Genomic DNA, 17955 nt, shown 5'->3' with positions numbered 1-17955 from the left:
AACACCAGCCTTCCAAGCTGGATACGTGGGTTCGATTCCCATCACCCGCTTTCTTGAAGCCTAAAAGCTTTGAGAGATAGTTCTAATAGAGCTAGATTGAGTCTGTAGCTCAGCTGGATAGAGCAACGGCCTTCTAAGCCGTAGGTCGAGGGTTCGAATCCCCCCAGGCTCGTTAGAACCACAGAAAATAGAATAGTGCTAAGTGTACTAAGTTGGACAAGCGTAGTTCGATAAGTGTATATGGTGGGTATGGTGCAGTTGGTTAGCGCGCCAGATTGTGGTTCTGGATATCATGGGTTCGAGTCCCATTACCCACCCTTTTTATTTTATTGGGCTATCGCCAAGCGGTAAGGCACAGGACTTTGACTCCTGCATTCGTTGGTTCGAATCCAACTAGCCCAGTTTTTATGGGCGTGTAGCTCAGGTGGTAGAGCACTTGACTTTTAATCAAGTTGTCCGGGGTTCGAATCCCCGCACGCTCACTGTGAATATAACGCAAACTTAATGAGAATTAGGTATTGCGTTTTTATTTTCTTATGCGGATGTGGCGGAATTGGCAGACGCGCTAGACTTAGGATCTAGTGTCCCCGACGTGCAGGTTCAAGTCCTGTCATCCGCATTTTTATGCAAAACCTCGGAATAATAATTTCTGAGGTTTTTTGCGTTGACGAGCTTATAAAAAATATAGTATGATTACTAAAAATAGTAGAGAACAAAAGAATTGATAAAGGAGAGACATATGCAGAGAACGAAAAAGATAACCGCATTTGTACTTGCGATTGCTCTTTGCGTGGGGATGTTGCCGACACTTGGGGTGAATGCAAAAGCCGCGGACACGGGTAAACATATGGACGTATTATTTACACATGATACGCATTCGCATCTGAACAGTTTTTCTACGATCGTTGATGGAAAACAAGAAGAGGTCGGAGGATTTGCAAGACTCAAGACTTCAATTGACGAGCAGAAAGAAAAAAATCCGGATACGCTCTATCTGGATGGTGGAGATTTTTCTATGGGAACGTTGATCCAGACGGTGTATGAGACAGAGGCGGCAGAGCTTCGTATGCTAGGCTATCTTGGATGTGATGTGACGACCTGGGGAAATCATGAGTTTGACTATCGTTCCAGTGGACTTGCTAATATGCTGAATACTGCAAAGGCTTCCGGTGAAAATGTTCCGTCACTGGTCGTTTGTAATGTGGACTGGAGTGCTATGGAAAAAGCGGGCTTAACGGAAGGACAGCAGCAGATTAAAGATGCATTTGAGAACTACGGTGTGAAAGATTATGTAATTGTACAGAAAGGTGATGTCAAAATAGCAGTTTTTGGCGTATTTGGTAAAGATTCGCTAGATTGCGCGCCAACATGCGAACTGCTTTTTGAAGATCCGATCGAGGCTTCTAAGAAGACGGTGGAAGAGATTAAGAAAAATGAGGACGTGGATATGATTGCCTGTGTATCTCATAGTGGTACCGTGGAAGATGAAGATAAATCTGAAGACGAGATTCTTGCGAAAAATGTGCCGGATATAGATTTGATTATCAGCGGACACACACATACACAATTAGATAAGCCGATTCAGCACGGAGATACTTATATTGTTTCCTGTGGAGAATATGGAAGAAATCTTGGAACGATTTCTATGACGCAGAAAGATGATGGACGCTGGGACGTGGATACTTACGAGTTGATTCCGGTTACGGATGAGATAAAGGCGGATGCTGCAACACAGGAGCGGATTGATGAGCTGATGGAGACGGTTGATACGAATTATCTGTCACATTTTGGATATACAAAAGATCAGATTCTTGCGGAAAATGATATTGAATTCAGCAGTGTGGACGATATGTATAATGAGCATGAGGAGCTGAATCTCGGAGACATCATGTCTGATGCATATGTGTATGCGGTGGAAAATTCCGAGTACTACGATGGTGATCCAGTCGATGTGGCGGTTGTTCCGAGCGGAACAGTACGTGATACTTATACAAAAGGGGATGTCACGGTCGAACAGGTCTACAATTCATTTTCACTTGGAATTGGGAAGGATGGGCTGGCGGGTTATCCGCTGATCAGCGCTTATCTGACAGGAAAAGAATTGAAACTTGTGGCGGAAATTGATGCGTCTGTTTCAGATTTTATGACGATTGCCAGACTTTATTGCAGCGGTCTTAACTTTACATACAATCCGCATCGCATGATACTCAATAAAGTGACAGATTGCTATCTGATGAAAGCACAGGGGGAAGGAAACAGAGAAGAGATAGAAGATGACAAGTTGTATCATGTGGTGACAGACCTATATACAGGGCAGATGCTCGGTGCTGTCATGGACACATCTTATGGACTGCTGTCTATTACGCCGAAGGACAAAGATGGAAATCCAATCGAAAACCTGGAAGATCAGGCAATTATGGAAGGCAATCAGGAGCTGAAAGCATGGGCCGCCATTGCCAGATATATGGAGTCCTTTGATGATACAGATGGTGATGGTATTGCAAATGTGTCGGAATATTATAATGAAAAACACGACCGCAAGGTTGTGGAAGACAGCTGGAATATTATTGATCTTGTAAAACACCCGAATAAATTTTCGGCTATCATAGCGGGCATTTTTGTACTTGTAATTGTGCTGATTATTTTGATCATATTGCTGGTTAAAAAAATTGTGCGGAAGATAAAAAATAATTAAATGAAATAGATTTAAATGATAGACTAAACTAAGAAAAACCACCCTCTAAACTTTTGACGAGTTGGGTGGTTTTTCTATAATTACTTAACTAACGAAGTTTATAAAAGATATGCTTTTTTGAATTTTATCTTATCTTACTATAATTTTCCTGACCACACAGCTTACTACTCCTGCAATGCACAGCGGCAGTAGTGTGGTTTTCAGACCACCGTAAATAGACAGTCCTCCTTGTACACCGGTAAGCCAACTTGGAGAACTTGGAATCAGGTGACTGAACATGGCGGCCAGATAGGAACCGGCGTAAATGATAACAAAGGACAAAAGCCCGCGCCCGGTATCCAGGCGGTTGTTGTGCCTGCTTCTGGCGCGTGTGCGGCTGGCAGCCCAGAAGAAGTTGAGCAGTTCATAACCGACCAGCACAGCTCCGACAGCCAGGTATGCGATTAGTGTGGTATCTTTCGTCTGTCCGAGTAACAGGATTTTTCCATAAGAACCGGCGTTACTTAAAAATGCTTTCAACAATGTCAGAATGATGAGAGCGATTAAAATCAGTGTGGCTGCCCGGAGAATGGTTCCGACTAATTTTTTAGTTGCGTTAATGCCGGTCTTAGCAATATTTGCAACCGGTTTTCCTACATTGGGCAGTCCGCGACGCTTTTTCTTCTTGGATTTTTTGGAATCCGGATCCTGTTTGTCGTTGCGCTTTTTCTTTTTTGAATCTCTGCCGTTGCTGTTATAGTCATCATCATCATAATCGTCATCATAATCATCGTCGTCATCATCATAATCATCATAATAGTCGGTGTCGCCATCATAACCGTCATAATCGTCGTAATCGTTGTTATTATCAGAACTATCTTCACTCAAATAGCTCCCAAGATCCTCCAGATCTTCATATACAACTTCGAAATCATCATCGAAGTAATTATCAAATTCATTTGTCTGTTTCTTTTTGTTTCCCATAATCACTTATACCTCCCTGTGAGCAACTCATATTTTATAATGAATGCAAAAGGGACTCAAGAGATGTCACACAATCTTCACGAAACCGTAAGAAAATCTTCAGAAATGTGGAAAATGAGTGAGGACAGGGCATTGATTTTGGAAAAATTGTGTTATAATATGAATGCCTGTGGATAAGTGCAATATGTATGCACTCAAGAAGGTGGAATCTTACAGATTTAAAAGTAGTAGGTTGAATTGGAGGTAATGGTATGGAATATGAAGGTAGAATTTGTCGTGCGCCAATGGAACGTGCATCTTACATGCTGCCGGTCATGGTCGGCTGCTCTTATAATAAATGTAAATTCTGTAATCTGTTCAGAGATTTAAAATATCGTGAGCTGCCGCTTGAGCAGGTCGAAGAGGAACTGCAAAGGGTGAAGAATTTGGGAGGAAATCCAAGAAAGATATTTCTTGGAGATGGTAATGCATTTGGATTGAAAATGGATCGTCTGCGTGCGATACTTGATTTGATCGATAAATATTTTCCAGATTGTCAGATGATCAACATGGATGCGACTGTAACAAGTATCCGGCTGAAAAGTGATGAGGAACTTCAGGAATTATATGACCGCAAGGTGAGACATTTATATCTGGGGATTGAAAGTGGTCTGGATGATGTGCTGAAGTTTATGAGAAAAGAGCATACCCAGGATCAGGCGTATAAAGAGATTGCAAGAATCCAAAAAGTCGGATTGATTTTTGATGCACATGTTATGTCTGGTGTTGCCGGTAAAGGCAGAGGCCAGGAAAATGCAATCGCTCTGGCAGAGTTCCTGAACAAGACGCAGCCGGATCGTATTGTTAACTTCTCTTTATTTCTTCATAATCAGGTTGCACTTTATGAAGATATTAAATCCGGAGCATTTATTCCGGCAGATGAAGTGGAAAATATGGAAGAAGAGCGTACATTGATTGAGCTTCTGAAAGAAGGACCGGACGGACATCAAATGCTTTATGATGGATTTAATGACTTCCTGGAACTTCGTGTGAAAGGGAAAGTTCCGAAAGATGCACCACGTATGATCGAGAAGCTGACAGAGGCAATTGAAAAATATAAAGACGAGCCGCCGATTTATGCCTATGTAAGAGGTGACTGCCCGGATCTGTCTATGTGTGACGGTGGGCGTTGGCTGTGGGAGATGGATGACAGTAAGCTGGCACAGTATAATGAAAAGGAAAAGAAACTGAGCTGATGAATACAAGAGTAAAAGGATTCATATATTTATTGCTGTCCGCAGTCTACTTTGGTTTTATGCCATTGCTTGTGAAAGTGATCTGCGCGGATGGAAGCACGATAGTGGGAGCATTATTTTTAAGGTTTGCCCTGGCAATCATTCCGCTGTACATTTACCTGAAAGTGCGGAAAGTTCCGATGGAGCTATCTGTGGAGAAAGGAAAAAAGATTTTGTGTGTGACGGTGTTTGGCTATGGCATCACGGCGCTTCTTTTGTATAGTGCGTACGATTATATGCCGTCAGGTATGGCGACGGTCATTCATTTTGGATATCCGGTTTTTGTGTTGCTTGGCAGTCTGATATTTTTGAGAAGACGTGTGCCTAAGCTGAAAATCGTGTGTGTTGGTCTGTGCATGATCGGTATTTTCCTGTCCTATGCAGGGAGCGGCGGTGAGGCAAAGCCGATGGGATTTGTTTTTGCGCTTATATCCGGAATGACGTATGCATTTTACATATTATATCTGGAAGTGGGCGGGCTGCAGGATATCCCTGCTATGAAGATGATATTTTATATGAATATTGTTGGCTCCATTATGGTATTTTTGATTGGAAAAGTATCGGGAAGTTTTGTACTTCATATGAATATAAACGCATGGATCGCGGCATTTGTTCTCTCTCTTGGCGCAGCATTTATCGGAGTGGGATTTTTTCAGTATGGCGTACAGTATGTGGGAGCCCAGGATGCGGCAATTTTAAGTACATTTGAACCGGTGACCAGTATGATCGTGGGGATTTTAGTCCTGCATGAGAGTGCAAGTCTTTCGTCGATGGCAGGCTGTATACTGATTCTTATATCCGTGACGGCAACTGCGTTCGCTAAGTCATGATAGATTTTTTGAATAGTGATAGAGAAAAAAGAACGAAAAGTATTAGAATAAGCATGCTTTTCGTTCTTTTTTTTGTTGGCAGCGTTTGATATTAAGGGAAAAATGTGGATTTATTGACAATAAAAATATATAAAGACATTACTATTTAAATAATCAATTGGACAAATAGCAGATTGCACGTTACACTATTCCCGGAGTTAAAAATGTTTTGAGTGTACAGGCTCAAATACACAAATTTTGCTGGGAGAATGAGAGGAACAAAAGCATGTTAAAATCTTATCAGAGGTAGGCTTAATAGTGGCCACACAGGTAGTATCATATTGCCACTATTTTGAGAACAGGGGAATTCTCCTGCATAAATACAGGTGTTACTATCGACCTCACATCGATATTGACATTGATACATTTTGTAAAAGCGTGCTGTCGCCAGGCACGCTTTTTTCGTATCTAAAATTGATGATATCAGTGCAGAGAACGAAGTCATCAGCAGTTCGACTTGATTTAAACTTCTTCCTCTGCCCGTTTTACGACTTCGTCGATGTCCAGTGACAGGCTTCCGTCCTGGAACTGGAAGCAAGGAACGCCGACCCAGTGGTTTTCCTTTACTTCATCAAAGATCGGGTTTGTGTCGCGGAGTGTGAGGAAACGTTTCAGATATCCGATATTGTCGGAAAATTCCATATACAGATACTGGATTCCTTTCTCTTTTAAAATTTCTTCTGCCTCGACGCAGTCCGGGCATGCTTTTGTTCCATACATTACAACTTTCATGTGTAACTCCTTTCTTTTTAAAAAAATTTTCCTGTCTGTTATACGTGTTTGCAAAATAATAAAGTGCTAAGTGTACTGCTTGCTTTGTGCGGCTTTGTGCGGTCTGAATTCATGTGTGTTTAAACCGGCTTTAGATTCATCGGACTTGAGCCAGACTATCTAAATTGCTTGTGAATCTGGAGTCTGTCGTGAATTAGTTTGCTTCGTAAGCTTCCTGTAAAGCACGGCGCAGCTTCGTGTACTGGCTGTCCGCATCTTTTGCTCCGAGAAATGTCTCGGTAACAAGTCCGTCTTTTCCTACTATAACTGTATAAGGGATACCGGCACTCGGATAAAGATTACTGATATTGCTTTCGGTGTCGCAGGCAACCGGAAATGAATAATTCTTTGCCTCGATAAATGTATCAATAGTATCTTCATCTTCGCTTACATTTACTCCGACAATTACAATCTGGTCACCATATTCTTCATAAAGCTTCTCGATGGCGGGCATTTCCTTGACGCAGTTGCTGCACCAGGTTGCCCAGAAGTTCAAAAGAATGACTTGTCCTTTCTTATCGGAGAGGGTAAAAGCTTCGCCGTTATTCAACTTGGCGGTAAAATCCGGTGCTTCACTTCCAATTGCCATCTCTTGGTGAAGAGCAGAACTTCGTTTCCCGCTTTTCTTTCCGGAAGATGTATCATTGGTCTGACCGCCTAAGCAGCCAATCAGGACAAAGACAGAGAAAAAACACAGACAAAAACAGAACAGTGGTTTATAAATTTTTTTGAAAAATTTAAACATGTTTCGTGTCTGCCTCCTGTGATTTTGCTGAAAATATATTGTAGTTTCGTACAAATGAAGTATACAACACTTTCACCGAAATATACAAGACATACAAAGGGAAAGCTTTATTGAAAAAAAGAATATATAGAGACGCTTTTATCAAAAATCTTTATTGGACAAATGAAGAACATCAGATGTATGATTATTCGGGATTTATATGTGACTGCCTGAAACAATATGACAGATGGAAGGCGGGGACATACATTTTTATAAGGAAATAGAATTCCTTATCAGTAACTATAAGTATTTCTAATCTAAAGGAGAAGAAAAAGGAGGTTTTTCAAAATGGATGCACTTTTAAGTGTAAACTGGATAGCTCTTCTTGTACTTATGATCGCTCTGCTTTCTTTTAAAGCACTGAACTGGATCGCGTACAGAGTGAACTGGACAGTTGTAATTCTGATCAGTATGGTCATTGGTGCTGTCATTGGGGTAGTATTTGCTTCAGAGGGGAACACATACCTTGTGTGGCTGAATTTAATTGGACAGGCTTATGTAAAACTGATCAAAGCTTTGGTAGCACCGGTAATTTTAGTATCGGTTATTTCAGGACTGATTTCTCTGAACGATAAAGAGAAGATGAAAAAAATCGGAACGAAATCAGTATTCTGGCTTCTTATAACATCTGTAACAGCCATTGTTGTCACACTTGTTGTTGGGGCAGTGACTAATATTGGTAAAGGAGCAGGAGCAGTGTTTGCAGACATTTCCAGTGTCACAGACGCTACACTGAGCGCTTATCAGGAGATGGAAACATCTTTTGATACCATTCTTCTGAATCTGGTTCCAAGCAATATCGCAGCAGATCTTGCAGCAGATAATATCGTAGCAATCATTATTATTGCGGTTGCGGTTGCAGTTGCTTATGTAAGCATTTCTTCAGAAGAGGGAGAAGATAAAGTCCTTGTGATCAAGAAACTGATTGAGGCAGTTAAAAAGGTCATTTTCAACATTCTTGCATATGTGATTGATCTTACACCATACGCAGTGCTTTGTCTGACAGCATGCTCTGCAAGTCAGCTCTTAAGCGACAAAGAGGCGCTGGTACAGCTTGTACTTCTTGTTGTGATGGTATTTGTTGCATGCCTTATTCAATCATATGTTGTCAATGCGGTAATCTTGAAATCATTTGCCAAGGTTAATCCGCTGAAGTTCTTTAAGAAGACATTTGACGCACAGGCAACAGCATTTACAACAACAAGTAGTGTTGGAACAATGCCAATCACAATCGACAGACTGATCCGTAAAGTTGGTGTTGATGAGGAGGTCGCAAACTTTACAGCACCTCTTGGAACAACAATCGGTATGGCAGGATGTACATGTGTATGGCCGATTCTTCTTGCAATGTTTTACCTTAATGCAACAGGACAGAGCTGGGGAGTAAGCCAGTACCTTGTTATGTGCTTTATGTGTCTGGTACTTTCCCTTGGAAGCGCCGGAATGCCGGGAGTTGGAGTTATCACAGCAGTATCTCTGTTCAGCGCAGTGAATCTGCCGATCGCAGCAGTTGTACTTTTGATTCCGATCAACAACATTACAGATATGGTACGTACTCTTACAAATGTTACAGATGCCAGCGTATGTGCAGCAGTTGTAGCTCGTCAGAACGGACTTCTGAATGACGAAGTATTTGCAAAAGAGGACGAGAAATTAGAGAAAGGAGAGGCGTAAATCATGAAAAAATCAACCATCGCATTAATCGTAGCTGCAGTTGTATGTCTTGGCCTCTCAGCATTCTCAGCAAAAGCTTCTGTTACAAGAACGAACGAAGCTATTGAAGAAATTGGAGAGGTTACTTACTCCGAAGATTGCAAGGCAAAGATCGACCGTGCAGTGGAGTACTACAACGCACTCGACAAAAACCTGGACCTGCAGGAAAAAGTGAATAAAGAAGATATGAAAAATTTCGATGCTGCTAAAATTGAGTATGCACGTCTGGCAATCAAAGCTGCCAGTGTTGCAGATGCAAGAAAAGTACCGGAAGGATATACTTCTGATGATATTAAGAAATTTGTAACAGAGGCACGCGAAGTCGTAGACAGCTATCTGAGTGCTGATCAGACAAGTATGGTACCAAACTACGCAGACCTCACAGAACTGGAAAAAGAATATACTTCAACAGGTGGATCTGGCGGATCTGATGAAGAAGTATCCGTTCCGATGTGCTAGGAAGACAGAGAGGAGATTTAATGATGAAAAGAAAAATGATCTCGGCTGTTCTTGCTGCGGTAATGACAGTCGGAATGATAACAGGATGTGGAAGCAGCCAGGCAACAACAGAAAACAAAGCTGATAAGGCTGATAAGCTTGAGAGCCAGACAAGCCTTTCTTCTACGGATTATGATTTTGAAAAAGAATATGCATATGGAGATTTTAATGCACATTCAAGAGCTGACGAAGATCGTCAGGACGGAATCGATACATTTGAAGACAAAGATATCGTATTCCAGGATATTACGTACGATCAACTTATCGACATTCTTGGCAGTGAAGGAAACTACATGATTCAGCTTAGCGGATCATGGTGCCACAACAGCCGTGCAATGAGCCCGTTTATCAACAAATATGCAAAAGAGTACGGTATTGATACAGTATACTCTTATGACTTTAACATCAACAATGGTGATGACGGATCTTTATTCGTTCGTATGTCTAATGAGAAGACAACACCTGGAACAAAGCTGAACTATATGTATGGTGAGATGGTTTCCAGATATCTGACAAACTTAGATGACTGGGTAGAGTATCCATCTACACATGCAACAGCACTTTCTTATACAAATGCAGATGGCAAAGAGGTTACGGTTGGAAGACTTCAGCAGCCGATCGTATTTGTATACAACAAAGACAACAAAGTCGATTACAGCAACTCCGGAAACGGAAGCACTTCCTGCCCAATCATGTATGCATTTGAGAAAATGGTTGATCGTGATTCAAAGGGAATCTACACAAAGAGATTTGATGATGACGGGAATCCGGTTCTTGATGAGAATGGAAATCAGATCAGAGATTATATCACAGACGAGTACGATGCAAGTGTAAAAGAAATGTTTGATTTCATCAAAGATAACGGAATCGAGATGTCAAAATATTCTAAGACAGATCACCTGCGCGATGTATTTAACAGCTATGGAAGTGAGATCTTCTCAGCAGACCAGCAGATCAATGTATATCCGGTAACATACAGACAGCTGAAATGGCTTCTGAATGAAGACGGAAATGCAATGGTTATGATCGGCGGCGCCGGAGATGAGAAAACACGTGCCGTTATCTCAAGAGTGAATGACTATGCAGTAAAGAATAACGTCCGCGTATATCTTTATGATCCGCAGGTGGACGGAGATGTGACAACAGGACGTTGGGGATACAAGCAGTCTATGAATATTCTTGATGAAAATGCAATCGTGAACCTGATGTATACAGACCTTGTAAAGGGTGCACTTACAAACCTTGAAGTTGCACATTCTATGTCTGACGGTACAGCACTGATCCAGGAGCCATTCCTGTTCGCATTCAATAAAGATGCTAAGGACGCTGACGGATTTACAGCACCGATCAAAGCATGGGCTGAGCTGACATATACGCAGGATCCAGAGACAAGATTCTACATTGGTAAAGAGGCTAATCAGAAATCCTGCGACAGCAGTATCGAGTCTGTATTTGCAGCTTATGCCGGAGAAGAGGCAGCAGAGTAAAATATTGCAAATGTGTCTGTTTTAAAGATGAGGATTTGAGAGTACGCCTATAATAAGAATGGATATAAATTAAGAAGACAGTCGTTTTGCGCAGAAGTGCAGGATGGCTGTCTTCTTATTATATAATAGGAACTTACATTTCCTATTATACAAAAAAAACTCCAGCAGGATGCGCACTCGCGCGAATAAGAATTATGCCGTAAGCGGCCACGCTCAGTGCGAGAATGCAGTAAATGACGGAATGATATCGGCAAAATGCATATGGAGACGAAAGAATAAGCATTTTCTTTATAAAATTAGTAGAAAATGCAAGTTTATGTTGTAATTTCTTCAAATTTTGGTAAAATAGCATATAGCGAAAAAGATAACATAAAAAGCAGGAGGAATGCCGTATGAAACCGTATAGCAAGTTGACGAAAGAAGAGCTGAAAAAGTTAAAAGGCCAGTTAGAGAAACAATTCGAAGAAGTGAAAGCAAAAGGAATACATTTGGATATGTCCCGTGGTAAACCGTCAAAAGCACAGTTGGATCTGAGTAATGGTCTGATGGACGTGCTGAATGGGGACAGTGACCTGGTAAGCTCTGATGGAGTAGACTGCCGTAACTACGGTGTTCTGGATGGAATTACAGAGGCAAGAAAATTACTGGCAGATATGTCAGAAGTACCAGAGAGAAATATTCTGATCTACGGAAACTCCAGCCTGAATGTAATGTTCGATACAGTATCAAGGGCTATGACTCATGGTATCATGGGAAGCACACCATGGTGCAAATTAGATAAAGTAAAATTCTTATGTCCGGTTCCGGGATACGACAGACATTTTGCGATTACAGAGTATTTTGGAATTGAAATGATCAATGTACCGCTTCTTCCGACAGGTCCGGATATGGATATGGTAGAGAAATTGGTGGCAGAAGATCCTGCAATCAAAGGAATCTGGTGTGTGCCGAAGTATTCTAACCCAACAGGAGTATCTTACTCTGACGAAACAGTCAGAAGATTTGCACACTTGAAACCTGCAGCAAAAGACTTCCGTATCTTCTGGGATAATGCATATTCAATCCATCATCTTTATGATGACAAGAGAGATGTTATCCTTGAACTGTTAAATGAATGTGTTAAAGCAGGCAATCCGGATATGGTATTCAAATTTATTTCCACATCCAAGGTTTCTTTCCCTGGATCCGGAATTGCAGCACTTGCTGCATCCAGAGCGAATATCGAAGATGCGAAGAGCTTTATGAAGTTCCAGACAATCGGACATGACAAGCTCAACCAGCTCCGTCATGTAAGATTCTTTAAAGATATGCCGGGAATGTATGAGCATATGAGAAAACATGCTGCTATCCTTCGCCCGAAATTCGAAAAGGTTGAAGATGTTCTGGAGAAAGAAATTGGCGGACTTGGAATCGGAACATGGACAAAGCCACTCGGCGGATATTTTATTTCTTTCGATTCAATGGATGGCTGCGCAAAGGCAATTGTGGCAAAAGCAAAAGAAGCTGGTTTGATTATGACAGGTGCCGGAGCAACATTCCCATACGGAAAGGATCCAAAAGACAGCAATATCCGTATTGCACCGTCCTTCCCGACAGTTGATGAACTTGCACAGGCAGCAGAAATCTTCGTACTCAGTGTAAAACTTGTCAGTGTAGAGAAACTGCTTGGAGCAAAATAAGAAGAAACAAAAATCCCTGTAAGATTGGAATAATCTTGCAGGGTTTTTTAATACAAACATGTATTATACTGTGAAAAATGGAGGCAGAAAATTATAAGCCGAATAAATCACTATGAGTACCGGTGCGTGACAGTGTAAGCACAAGGACATCATTGTCATGGCGATAAACAAGAAGCCAGTCTGGTTGGATATGACATTCTCGATGTCCAACCCAGTCGCCAGATCGAGGGTGATCTTTGTGCTTAGGGGCTAAGACTTCGCCATTCGCTAACTTTGTCATGAATCAAGATTTGCAAAAAATTCATCTACATCATGATAACCTTTGACAGTAGGATCTTTTGCAATCCTTTCTGCCTCAAGCATAGCCGAGACGGTTTCTTTGCTTGGAGTTCCTTCGGTAATTTTGAAAGGAATCCCTCTTTCACGTAAAGACTGACGTACAAAAATATTAAACGCAGTGCTCAGATTCATACCAAGTTCTTCATAAAGAGCTTCTGCCGCAGCTTTAAGATTGCTGTCCATGCGTATACTGATATTACAGGTTGATGATTTAGCCATGATATCACTCCTTTCATTTGATAAATATATTATATGCGAAATGCACGAAAATATCAATACAATGCACGAAAATATCCAGTTCTAAATAATGAATGAGGGTAAATGAGGGTAAATGAAATTCGTAAGAGGCGATTTGAAAGTCTGGTTCGTAAATAAAAAATAGGATATTCAAGTTATAAAAGGGTTCGTAAATAAAAAATAGGATATTCAAGTTATAAAAGGATTCCTATATAATGGAAGAAAGCTAATGCATATTGGTGGGATCTGACTTGGCGTAAACTGAAAAAAATCCTTGCATTTTATTCTCTGGTATGGTACACTATCCTAGCGAATGGAAGTAGGTCTTTTTTTTATGCCTAAAAATTAGGTAGCCTCGCAAGCTACCAAGCAACAAATTAACAAAGAAATATGAAGCGAGGTGGAAGTTGTGCGTACAAGAATCACATTAGAATGTACAGAATGCAAGCAGCGTAACTACAACATGACTAAGGATAAGAAAACTCATCCTGAGCGCATGGAGACTAAGAAGTACTGTAAGTTCTGTAAGTCACACACATTGCACAAGGAGACAAAATAGTCGTAAAGGAGTGTGTACGTCATGAGTGAGAAATCTCAAAAGACTCAGAAGAAGAACTGGTTCAAAGGTCTTAACGCAGAGTTTAAGAAAATCATTTGGCCAGACAAGCAGACACTTGTAAAAGAGACGGCGGCAGTAGTTTCCGTATCCGTAGTGCTGGGAGCAATCATCGCATTAGTTGATTTCCTGGCTCAGTACGGATTTGACATTCTGGTCAATCTGGGCTAGACACTAACGAGCAGGAAAGGTGAGTTTATGTCAGAAGCAAAATGGTACGTAGTTCATACCTATTCCGGGTATGAGAACAAAGTAAAAGCCAACATTGATAAGTCGGTTGAGAACAGACATCTGGAGGATCAGATCCTTGAAGTCAGAGTTCCGCTGCAGGACGTTGTTGAACTTAAGAACGGAGTGCAGAAGGTATCTCAGAAGAAGATGTTTCCGGGATATGTATTGATTCATATGATTATGAATGATGATACCTGGTATGTTGTGCGTAACACAAGAGGTGTGACAGGATTTGTAGGTCCGGGATCTAAGCCGGTACCGCTTACAGATGCAGAGATGGCACCACTTGGAATTCAGCAGGACAACATCGTAGTAGACTTTGAAGTCGGTGACACCGTACAGGTTGTTGCCGGTGCGTGGGCAGATACAGTCGGAGTGATCCAGGCTATGAACGCGCAGAAGCAGAGTGTTACGATCAATGTTGAGCTGTTCGGTCGCGAAACACCGGTTGAAATTAGTTTCGCAGAAATTAAACGAGTGTAACGTAAATACGAAACGTGGGAGGGGCCGTATGGTTCCGCCATTACCACAAGGAGGTAATTGAAATGGCAAAAAAAGTAGAAGGTTATATTAAATTACAGATTCCTGCCGGCAAAGCAACTCCGGCACCACCGGTTGGACCAGCTCTTGGACAGCACGGTGTAAACATCGTTGAATTCACAAAGCAGTTCAACGCTAAGACAGCAGATCAGGGAGATATGATCATCCCTGTAGTTATCACAGTTTACAACGATAGAAGCTTTAGCTTCATCACAAAGACACCACCGGCAGCAGTTCTGATCAAGAAAGCATGCAACATCAAATCAGGATCTGGTGTTCCGAATAAGAATAAAGTTGCTACAATCACAAAAGCTCAGGTAGAGGAGATCGCTAAGACAAAGATGCCAGACTTGAACGCAGCAACTGTAGAGGCAGCTGCCAGCATGATCGCTGGAACATGCCGTTCTATGGGAGTAACTGTAGTAGACTAGTCCCTGGTTGTTCTTTAAGACGGGTGAGGCCAAGCGCGGTGTGCGCGCGGACGAACCTGACGAAAAGAATTTCCTTGATAATGATGAAACTGAAGTAAATGGATGTGGGAGGGTTATCCCGACATTACCACTAGGAGGTTATTTATAATGAAAAGAGGAAAGAAATACGTTGAGGCTGCAAAAGCCATCGACAGAGGAACACTCTATGATGTAGCAGACGCAGTAGCATTGGTTAAAAAAACTGCAGTAGCAAAATTTGATGAGACAATCGAGGCTCATATCAGAACAGGTTGTGACGGACGTCACGCTGACCAGCAGATTCGTGGAGCAGTTGTACTGCCACACGGAACAGGTAAAAAGGTTCGTATCCTTGTATTTGCTAAAGACGCTAAAGCTGAGGAAGCTAAAGCTGCTGGAGCAGATTTCGTAGGTGGAGACGAGCTCATTCCAAAGATCCAGAACGAGAACTGGTTCGAATTCGACGTAGTTGTAGCTACACCAGATATGATGGGTGTTGTTGGACGTCTCGGACGAGTACTTGGACCTAAAGGTCTCATGCCTAACCCGAAGGCTGGTACAGTAACAATGGACGTTACAAAAGCAATCCAGGATATCAAAGCTGGTAAGATTGAGTACAGACTTGACAAGACAAACATTATCCATGTACCAGTAGGTAAAGCTTCCTTTACCGAAGAGCAGCTTGCAGACAACTTCCAGACGCTGATCGATGCAATCAATAAAGCTAAACCGGCAGCAGTAAAAGGACAGTACCTTAAGACTGTAACTCTTACTTCTACAATGGGACCTGGTGTAAAGATCAACCCAATGAAGCTGGCATAAGCATTTCTGAATTCATACAGAAATATGGACTCCCCAGAAAGAGAAATCTTTCTGGGGAGTTTTTTGGTGTGAAAAAATAACCCCAAAATAGACACAACCTTCTTTTGAGGAGGGATAAGACACCCTCCGGTCGAAAGAAAGGAGGGTGATATAATGGTTACATATTCTGATTTGATTCAGTTTTGTATATTCATTGTTGCCCTTGTTGGTCTTTGCTATGAGATTTTCAAGGGTAAAAGAAAATAGCCGCCAACTACTACCAATAGTTGACGGCTGTTAAAATAACAGTTAATTATATTATTGGGTAGCCGCTTGCGGTTTCCCTTTTCATATTTTTAATATATCATATTTGAAAATATGGCGCAAGAGGAGATTGATAATCTGTGAATTGAGGGAAAAGGATATTTAATACGAAAAAATAGTTGACAAACGCAAGAGTGTATGATAATCTATTCAAGGACTGCCGAAGACAGTAGGTGTGCGATGCACGTAAGGACAGAATACAAGGACGCCTACCGAGGGATGATCGATACACAATGTATGATTTGCAAACCTCTATTGTCTTAGGATATAGAGGTTTTATTTTATATCTATCGGCGGTGTATAACCCAAAATCTAATAAGGAGGTGCACCATTCGTGGCAAAAGTTGAATTAAAACAACCAGTAGTACAGGCTATTGCAGAGGACATCAAAGATGCAGCAAGTGTTGTATTAGTTGACTACCGTGGACTGACTGTTGCTGAGGACACAGCTCTTCGTAAACAGCTCAGAGAAGCAGGTGTAATCTACAAAGTTTGTAAGAACACAATGATGAAGAGAGCTTTTGAAGGAACTGATTTCGCTGCTTTAGATGAGCACTTGGAAGGACCAAGCGCTATCGCAATTTCTAAAGACGATGCAACAGCTCCGGCAAGAGTCATTTGCAATTTCGCAAAAGATGCTAAGGCTCTTGAGTTAAAAGCAGGTGTTGTAGAAGGCACTCTTTATGATGTGAACGCTCTTAACGAGTTAGCTAAGATTCCATCAAGAGACGTACTTATTTCCAAATTGCTTGGAAGCTTACAGTCACCTATCACAAATCTTGCTCGTGTACTTAATCAGATCGCAGAGCAGGGTGGAGCTGAGGCTTGTGAAGCAGCTCCAGCAGCAGAAGAAGCTGCAACAGAGGAGTAAGAGTAGATAATACTCGCCCCTGTCTGATCTCACAGAGATGGACGTAAAACTATTTCATAATAAAAATGTTAAAAATGGAGGAAAATAAAATGGCAAAGTTAACAACAGCAGAATTTATCGATGCTATCAAAGAGTTATCTGTATTAGAGTTAAATGATCTTGTAAAAGCTTGTGAAGAAGAATTTGGCGTATCCGCAGCAGCAGGTGTTGTAGTAGCAGCAGCTGGAGCAGAGGGTGGAGCAGCAGAGGAGAAAGATGAGTTCGACGTAGAGCTTGTATCCGCTGGTGCAGCTAAAGTTAAAGTTATCAAAGCAGTTCGTGAGATCACAGGCCTTGGACTGAAAGAAGCTAAAGAGTTAGTAGACGGAGCTCCAAAGGTAGTTAAAGAGGGTGCTTCCAAAGCAGAGGCTGAGGACATCAAAGCTAAACTTGAGGCTGAGGGTGCAGAGGTTAACCTTAAATAATTTCAGACTTCAGAATTTTAAAGACCGTTCCGAAAGGGGCGGTCTTTTTTTGTGCAATTCAGGGAAATTTTTTTGCTTTTCTGGAGATTTATAAATACAAAGTCTAGTTACAATTCTGACTATATTAATTTGTAAAAAATATCTAGACATGATATATCAACTATGGTACAATCTTTTCAAGCATTATATTTCCAAGATCTTGAAGGTTTGTACCATTTCTATTTTCAATATATTTTCTAGGAATTTTCAATGCTTGAATTACCACGATGAACAAGCAGAAGGGATTCTTAGAAAACTTAGAAACAGTCAGGAGGAGAGTCCTTTCGAACACAGAAGAAGGAGGATACTGA

20 protein-coding genes, 5 tRNA genes, 1 pseudogene and 1 other annotated feature are annotated in these 17955 nt (G+C 41.4%); of the genes and pseudogenes, 20 read left to right on the top strand and 6 right to left on the bottom strand.

What is annotated here, in order from left to right; all coding sequences use genetic code 11:
- The first annotated feature begins 98 nt into the window (after positions 1-98).
- From LI149_RS13850 to LI149_RS13825, 6 genes are all read left to right on the top strand, one after another.
- A tRNA-Arg gene (locus LI149_RS13850) sits at positions 99-172 on the top strand.
- 71 nt (positions 173-243) lie between these two features.
- Positions 244-317: transfer RNA gene (locus LI149_RS13845), tRNA-His, on the top strand.
- Between the two features lie 13 nt (positions 318-330).
- Positions 331-402: transfer RNA gene (locus LI149_RS13840), tRNA-Gln, on the top strand.
- A 7-nt stretch (positions 403-409) separates the two neighbouring features.
- Positions 410-482: transfer RNA gene (locus tag LI149_RS13835), tRNA-Lys, on the top strand.
- Between the two features lie 56 nt (positions 483-538).
- A tRNA-Leu gene (locus LI149_RS13830) sits at positions 539-619 on the top strand.
- A gap of 120 nt (positions 620-739) precedes the next feature.
- Positions 740-2695 (top strand): bifunctional UDP-sugar hydrolase/5'-nucleotidase, encoded by a 1956-nt coding sequence (locus tag LI149_RS13825; RefSeq protein ID WP_227143519.1) that lies wholly within the window; start codon positions 740-742, stop codon positions 2693-2695.
- Positions 2696-2824: 129 nt separating this feature from the next.
- On the opposite strand, the gene LI149_RS13820 is transcribed toward LI149_RS13825, so the two are convergent.
- On the bottom strand, positions 2825-3658 hold the full coding sequence (locus LI149_RS13820) for a hypothetical protein (protein ID WP_227087325.1): 834 nt from the start codon (positions 3656-3658) through the stop codon (positions 2825-2827).
- 251 nt (positions 3659-3909) lie between these two features.
- Between LI149_RS13820 and LI149_RS13815 the strand changes: the two genes are divergently transcribed.
- On the top strand, positions 3910-4893 hold the full coding sequence (locus LI149_RS13815) for a radical SAM protein (protein ID WP_147567223.1): 984 nt from the start codon (positions 3910-3912) through the stop codon (positions 4891-4893).
- Positions 4893-5762, top strand: a complete 870-nt coding sequence (locus tag LI149_RS13810; RefSeq protein ID WP_227087326.1) for a DMT family transporter — start codon at positions 4893-4895, stop codon at positions 5760-5762. The genes LI149_RS13815 and LI149_RS13810 overlap by 1 nt, the downstream gene beginning before the upstream one ends.
- 501 nt (positions 5763-6263) lie before the next feature.
- Here the strand turns inward: LI149_RS13810 and LI149_RS13805 are convergent.
- Together LI149_RS13805 and LI149_RS13800 are read right to left on the bottom strand one after the other, a co-directional pair.
- Positions 6264-6533, bottom strand: coding sequence for a glutaredoxin domain-containing protein (locus LI149_RS13805; RefSeq protein ID WP_005338570.1), 270 nt, complete (start codon positions 6531-6533; stop codon positions 6264-6266).
- 193 nt (positions 6534-6726) lie between these two features.
- On the bottom strand, positions 6727-7317 hold the full coding sequence (locus LI149_RS13800; RefSeq protein ID WP_227087327.1) for a TlpA disulfide reductase family protein: 591 nt from the start codon (positions 7315-7317) through the stop codon (positions 6727-6729).
- A 327-nt stretch (positions 7318-7644) separates the two neighbouring features.
- On the opposite strand from LI149_RS13800, the gene LI149_RS13795 reads away from it, so the two are divergent.
- The 4 genes from LI149_RS13795 to LI149_RS13780 all read left to right on the top strand — a co-directional run bounded on the left by LI149_RS13795 (position 7645) and on the right by LI149_RS13780 (position 12733).
- On the top strand, positions 7645-9030 hold the full coding sequence (locus LI149_RS13795) for a dicarboxylate/amino acid:cation symporter (RefSeq protein WP_117657467.1): 1386 nt from the start codon (positions 7645-7647) through the stop codon (positions 9028-9030).
- 3 nt (positions 9031-9033) lie between these two features.
- A complete protein-coding gene (locus tag LI149_RS13790; RefSeq protein ID WP_005332075.1) occupies positions 9034-9528 on the top strand; it encodes a hypothetical protein in 495 nt (164 codons plus the stop codon).
- Positions 9529-9548: 20 nt separating this feature from the next.
- Complete coding sequence (locus LI149_RS13785; RefSeq protein WP_227143518.1) at positions 9549-11054, top strand: hypothetical protein; 1506 nt, start codon at positions 9549-9551, stop codon at positions 11052-11054.
- Between the two features lie 392 nt (positions 11055-11446).
- Positions 11447-12733, top strand: a complete 1287-nt coding sequence (locus LI149_RS13780) for an aminotransferase class I/II-fold pyridoxal phosphate-dependent enzyme (protein ID WP_168932990.1) — start codon at positions 11447-11449, stop codon at positions 12731-12733.
- Between the two features lie 91 nt (positions 12734-12824).
- Here LI149_RS13780 and LI149_RS13775 read toward each other — a convergent pair.
- Positions 12825-13004 (bottom strand): annotated as a pseudogene (locus tag LI149_RS13775) (type II toxin-antitoxin system YafQ family toxin); the annotation flags it as partial.
- Positions 13005-13009: 5 nt separating this feature from the next.
- Entirely contained in the window at positions 13010-13291 is a 282-nt protein-coding gene (locus LI149_RS13770) for a type II toxin-antitoxin system RelB/DinJ family antitoxin (protein WP_040015387.1), read from the bottom strand.
- 427 nt (positions 13292-13718) lie between these two features.
- Between LI149_RS13770 and rpmG the strand changes: the two genes are divergently transcribed.
- The 8 genes from rpmG (at position 13719) to rplL (ending at position 17605) form a co-directional block, all read left to right on the top strand.
- Positions 13719-13868: a 50S ribosomal protein L33 gene (gene rpmG / locus LI149_RS13765; RefSeq protein WP_005332089.1), complete on the top strand. Its 150-nt coding sequence runs from the start codon at positions 13719-13721 to the stop codon at positions 13866-13868.
- Between the two features lie 21 nt (positions 13869-13889).
- Positions 13890-14096 (top strand): preprotein translocase subunit SecE, encoded by a 207-nt coding sequence (gene secE, locus LI149_RS13760; RefSeq protein ID WP_168932989.1) that lies wholly within the window; start codon positions 13890-13892, stop codon positions 14094-14096.
- Between the two features lie 27 nt (positions 14097-14123).
- A complete protein-coding gene (nusG, locus tag LI149_RS13755) occupies positions 14124-14639 on the top strand; it encodes a transcription termination/antitermination protein NusG (RefSeq protein ID WP_005332091.1) in 516 nt (171 codons plus the stop codon).
- Between the two features lie 62 nt (positions 14640-14701).
- On the top strand, positions 14702-15127 hold the full coding sequence (rplK, locus tag LI149_RS13750; RefSeq protein ID WP_005338556.1) for a 50S ribosomal protein L11: 426 nt from the start codon (positions 14702-14704) through the stop codon (positions 15125-15127).
- Between the two features lie 147 nt (positions 15128-15274).
- Positions 15275-15967: a 50S ribosomal protein L1 gene (rplA, locus tag LI149_RS13745; protein WP_005338554.1), complete on the top strand. Its 693-nt coding sequence runs from the start codon at positions 15275-15277 to the stop codon at positions 15965-15967.
- Positions 15968-16117: 150 nt separating this feature from the next.
- Positions 16118-16213: a putative holin-like toxin gene (locus tag LI149_RS13740; protein ID WP_319796241.1), complete on the top strand. Its 96-nt coding sequence runs from the start codon at positions 16118-16120 to the stop codon at positions 16211-16213.
- Positions 16214-16412: 199 nt separating this feature from the next.
- Positions 16413-16559: a sequence feature (ribosomal protein L10 leader region), on the top strand.
- Positions 16560-16604: 45 nt separating this feature from the next.
- On the top strand, positions 16605-17141 hold the full coding sequence (gene rplJ / locus LI149_RS13735) for a 50S ribosomal protein L10 (protein WP_005332105.1): 537 nt from the start codon (positions 16605-16607) through the stop codon (positions 17139-17141).
- 89 nt (positions 17142-17230) lie between these two features.
- Positions 17231-17605 (top strand): 50S ribosomal protein L7/L12, encoded by a 375-nt coding sequence (gene rplL / locus LI149_RS13730; protein ID WP_005338550.1) that lies wholly within the window; start codon positions 17231-17233, stop codon positions 17603-17605.
- Between the two features lie 160 nt (positions 17606-17765).
- Here the strand turns inward: rplL and LI149_RS13725 are convergent.
- Positions 17766-17955, bottom strand: a 190-nt coding sequence (locus LI149_RS13725) for a hypothetical protein (protein ID WP_207718300.1), incomplete at its 5' end; no start/stop codon positions are given.

The organism is Dorea sp. 210702-DFI.3.17 (genome assembly GCF_020560825.1).
Taxonomy (GTDB): Bacteria; Bacillota; Clostridia; order Lachnospirales; family Lachnospiraceae; genus Dorea; species Dorea formicigenerans.
The sequence above is the reverse complement of the archived record's forward strand: the minus strand, read 5'-3'. Positions and strand labels throughout refer to the sequence as shown.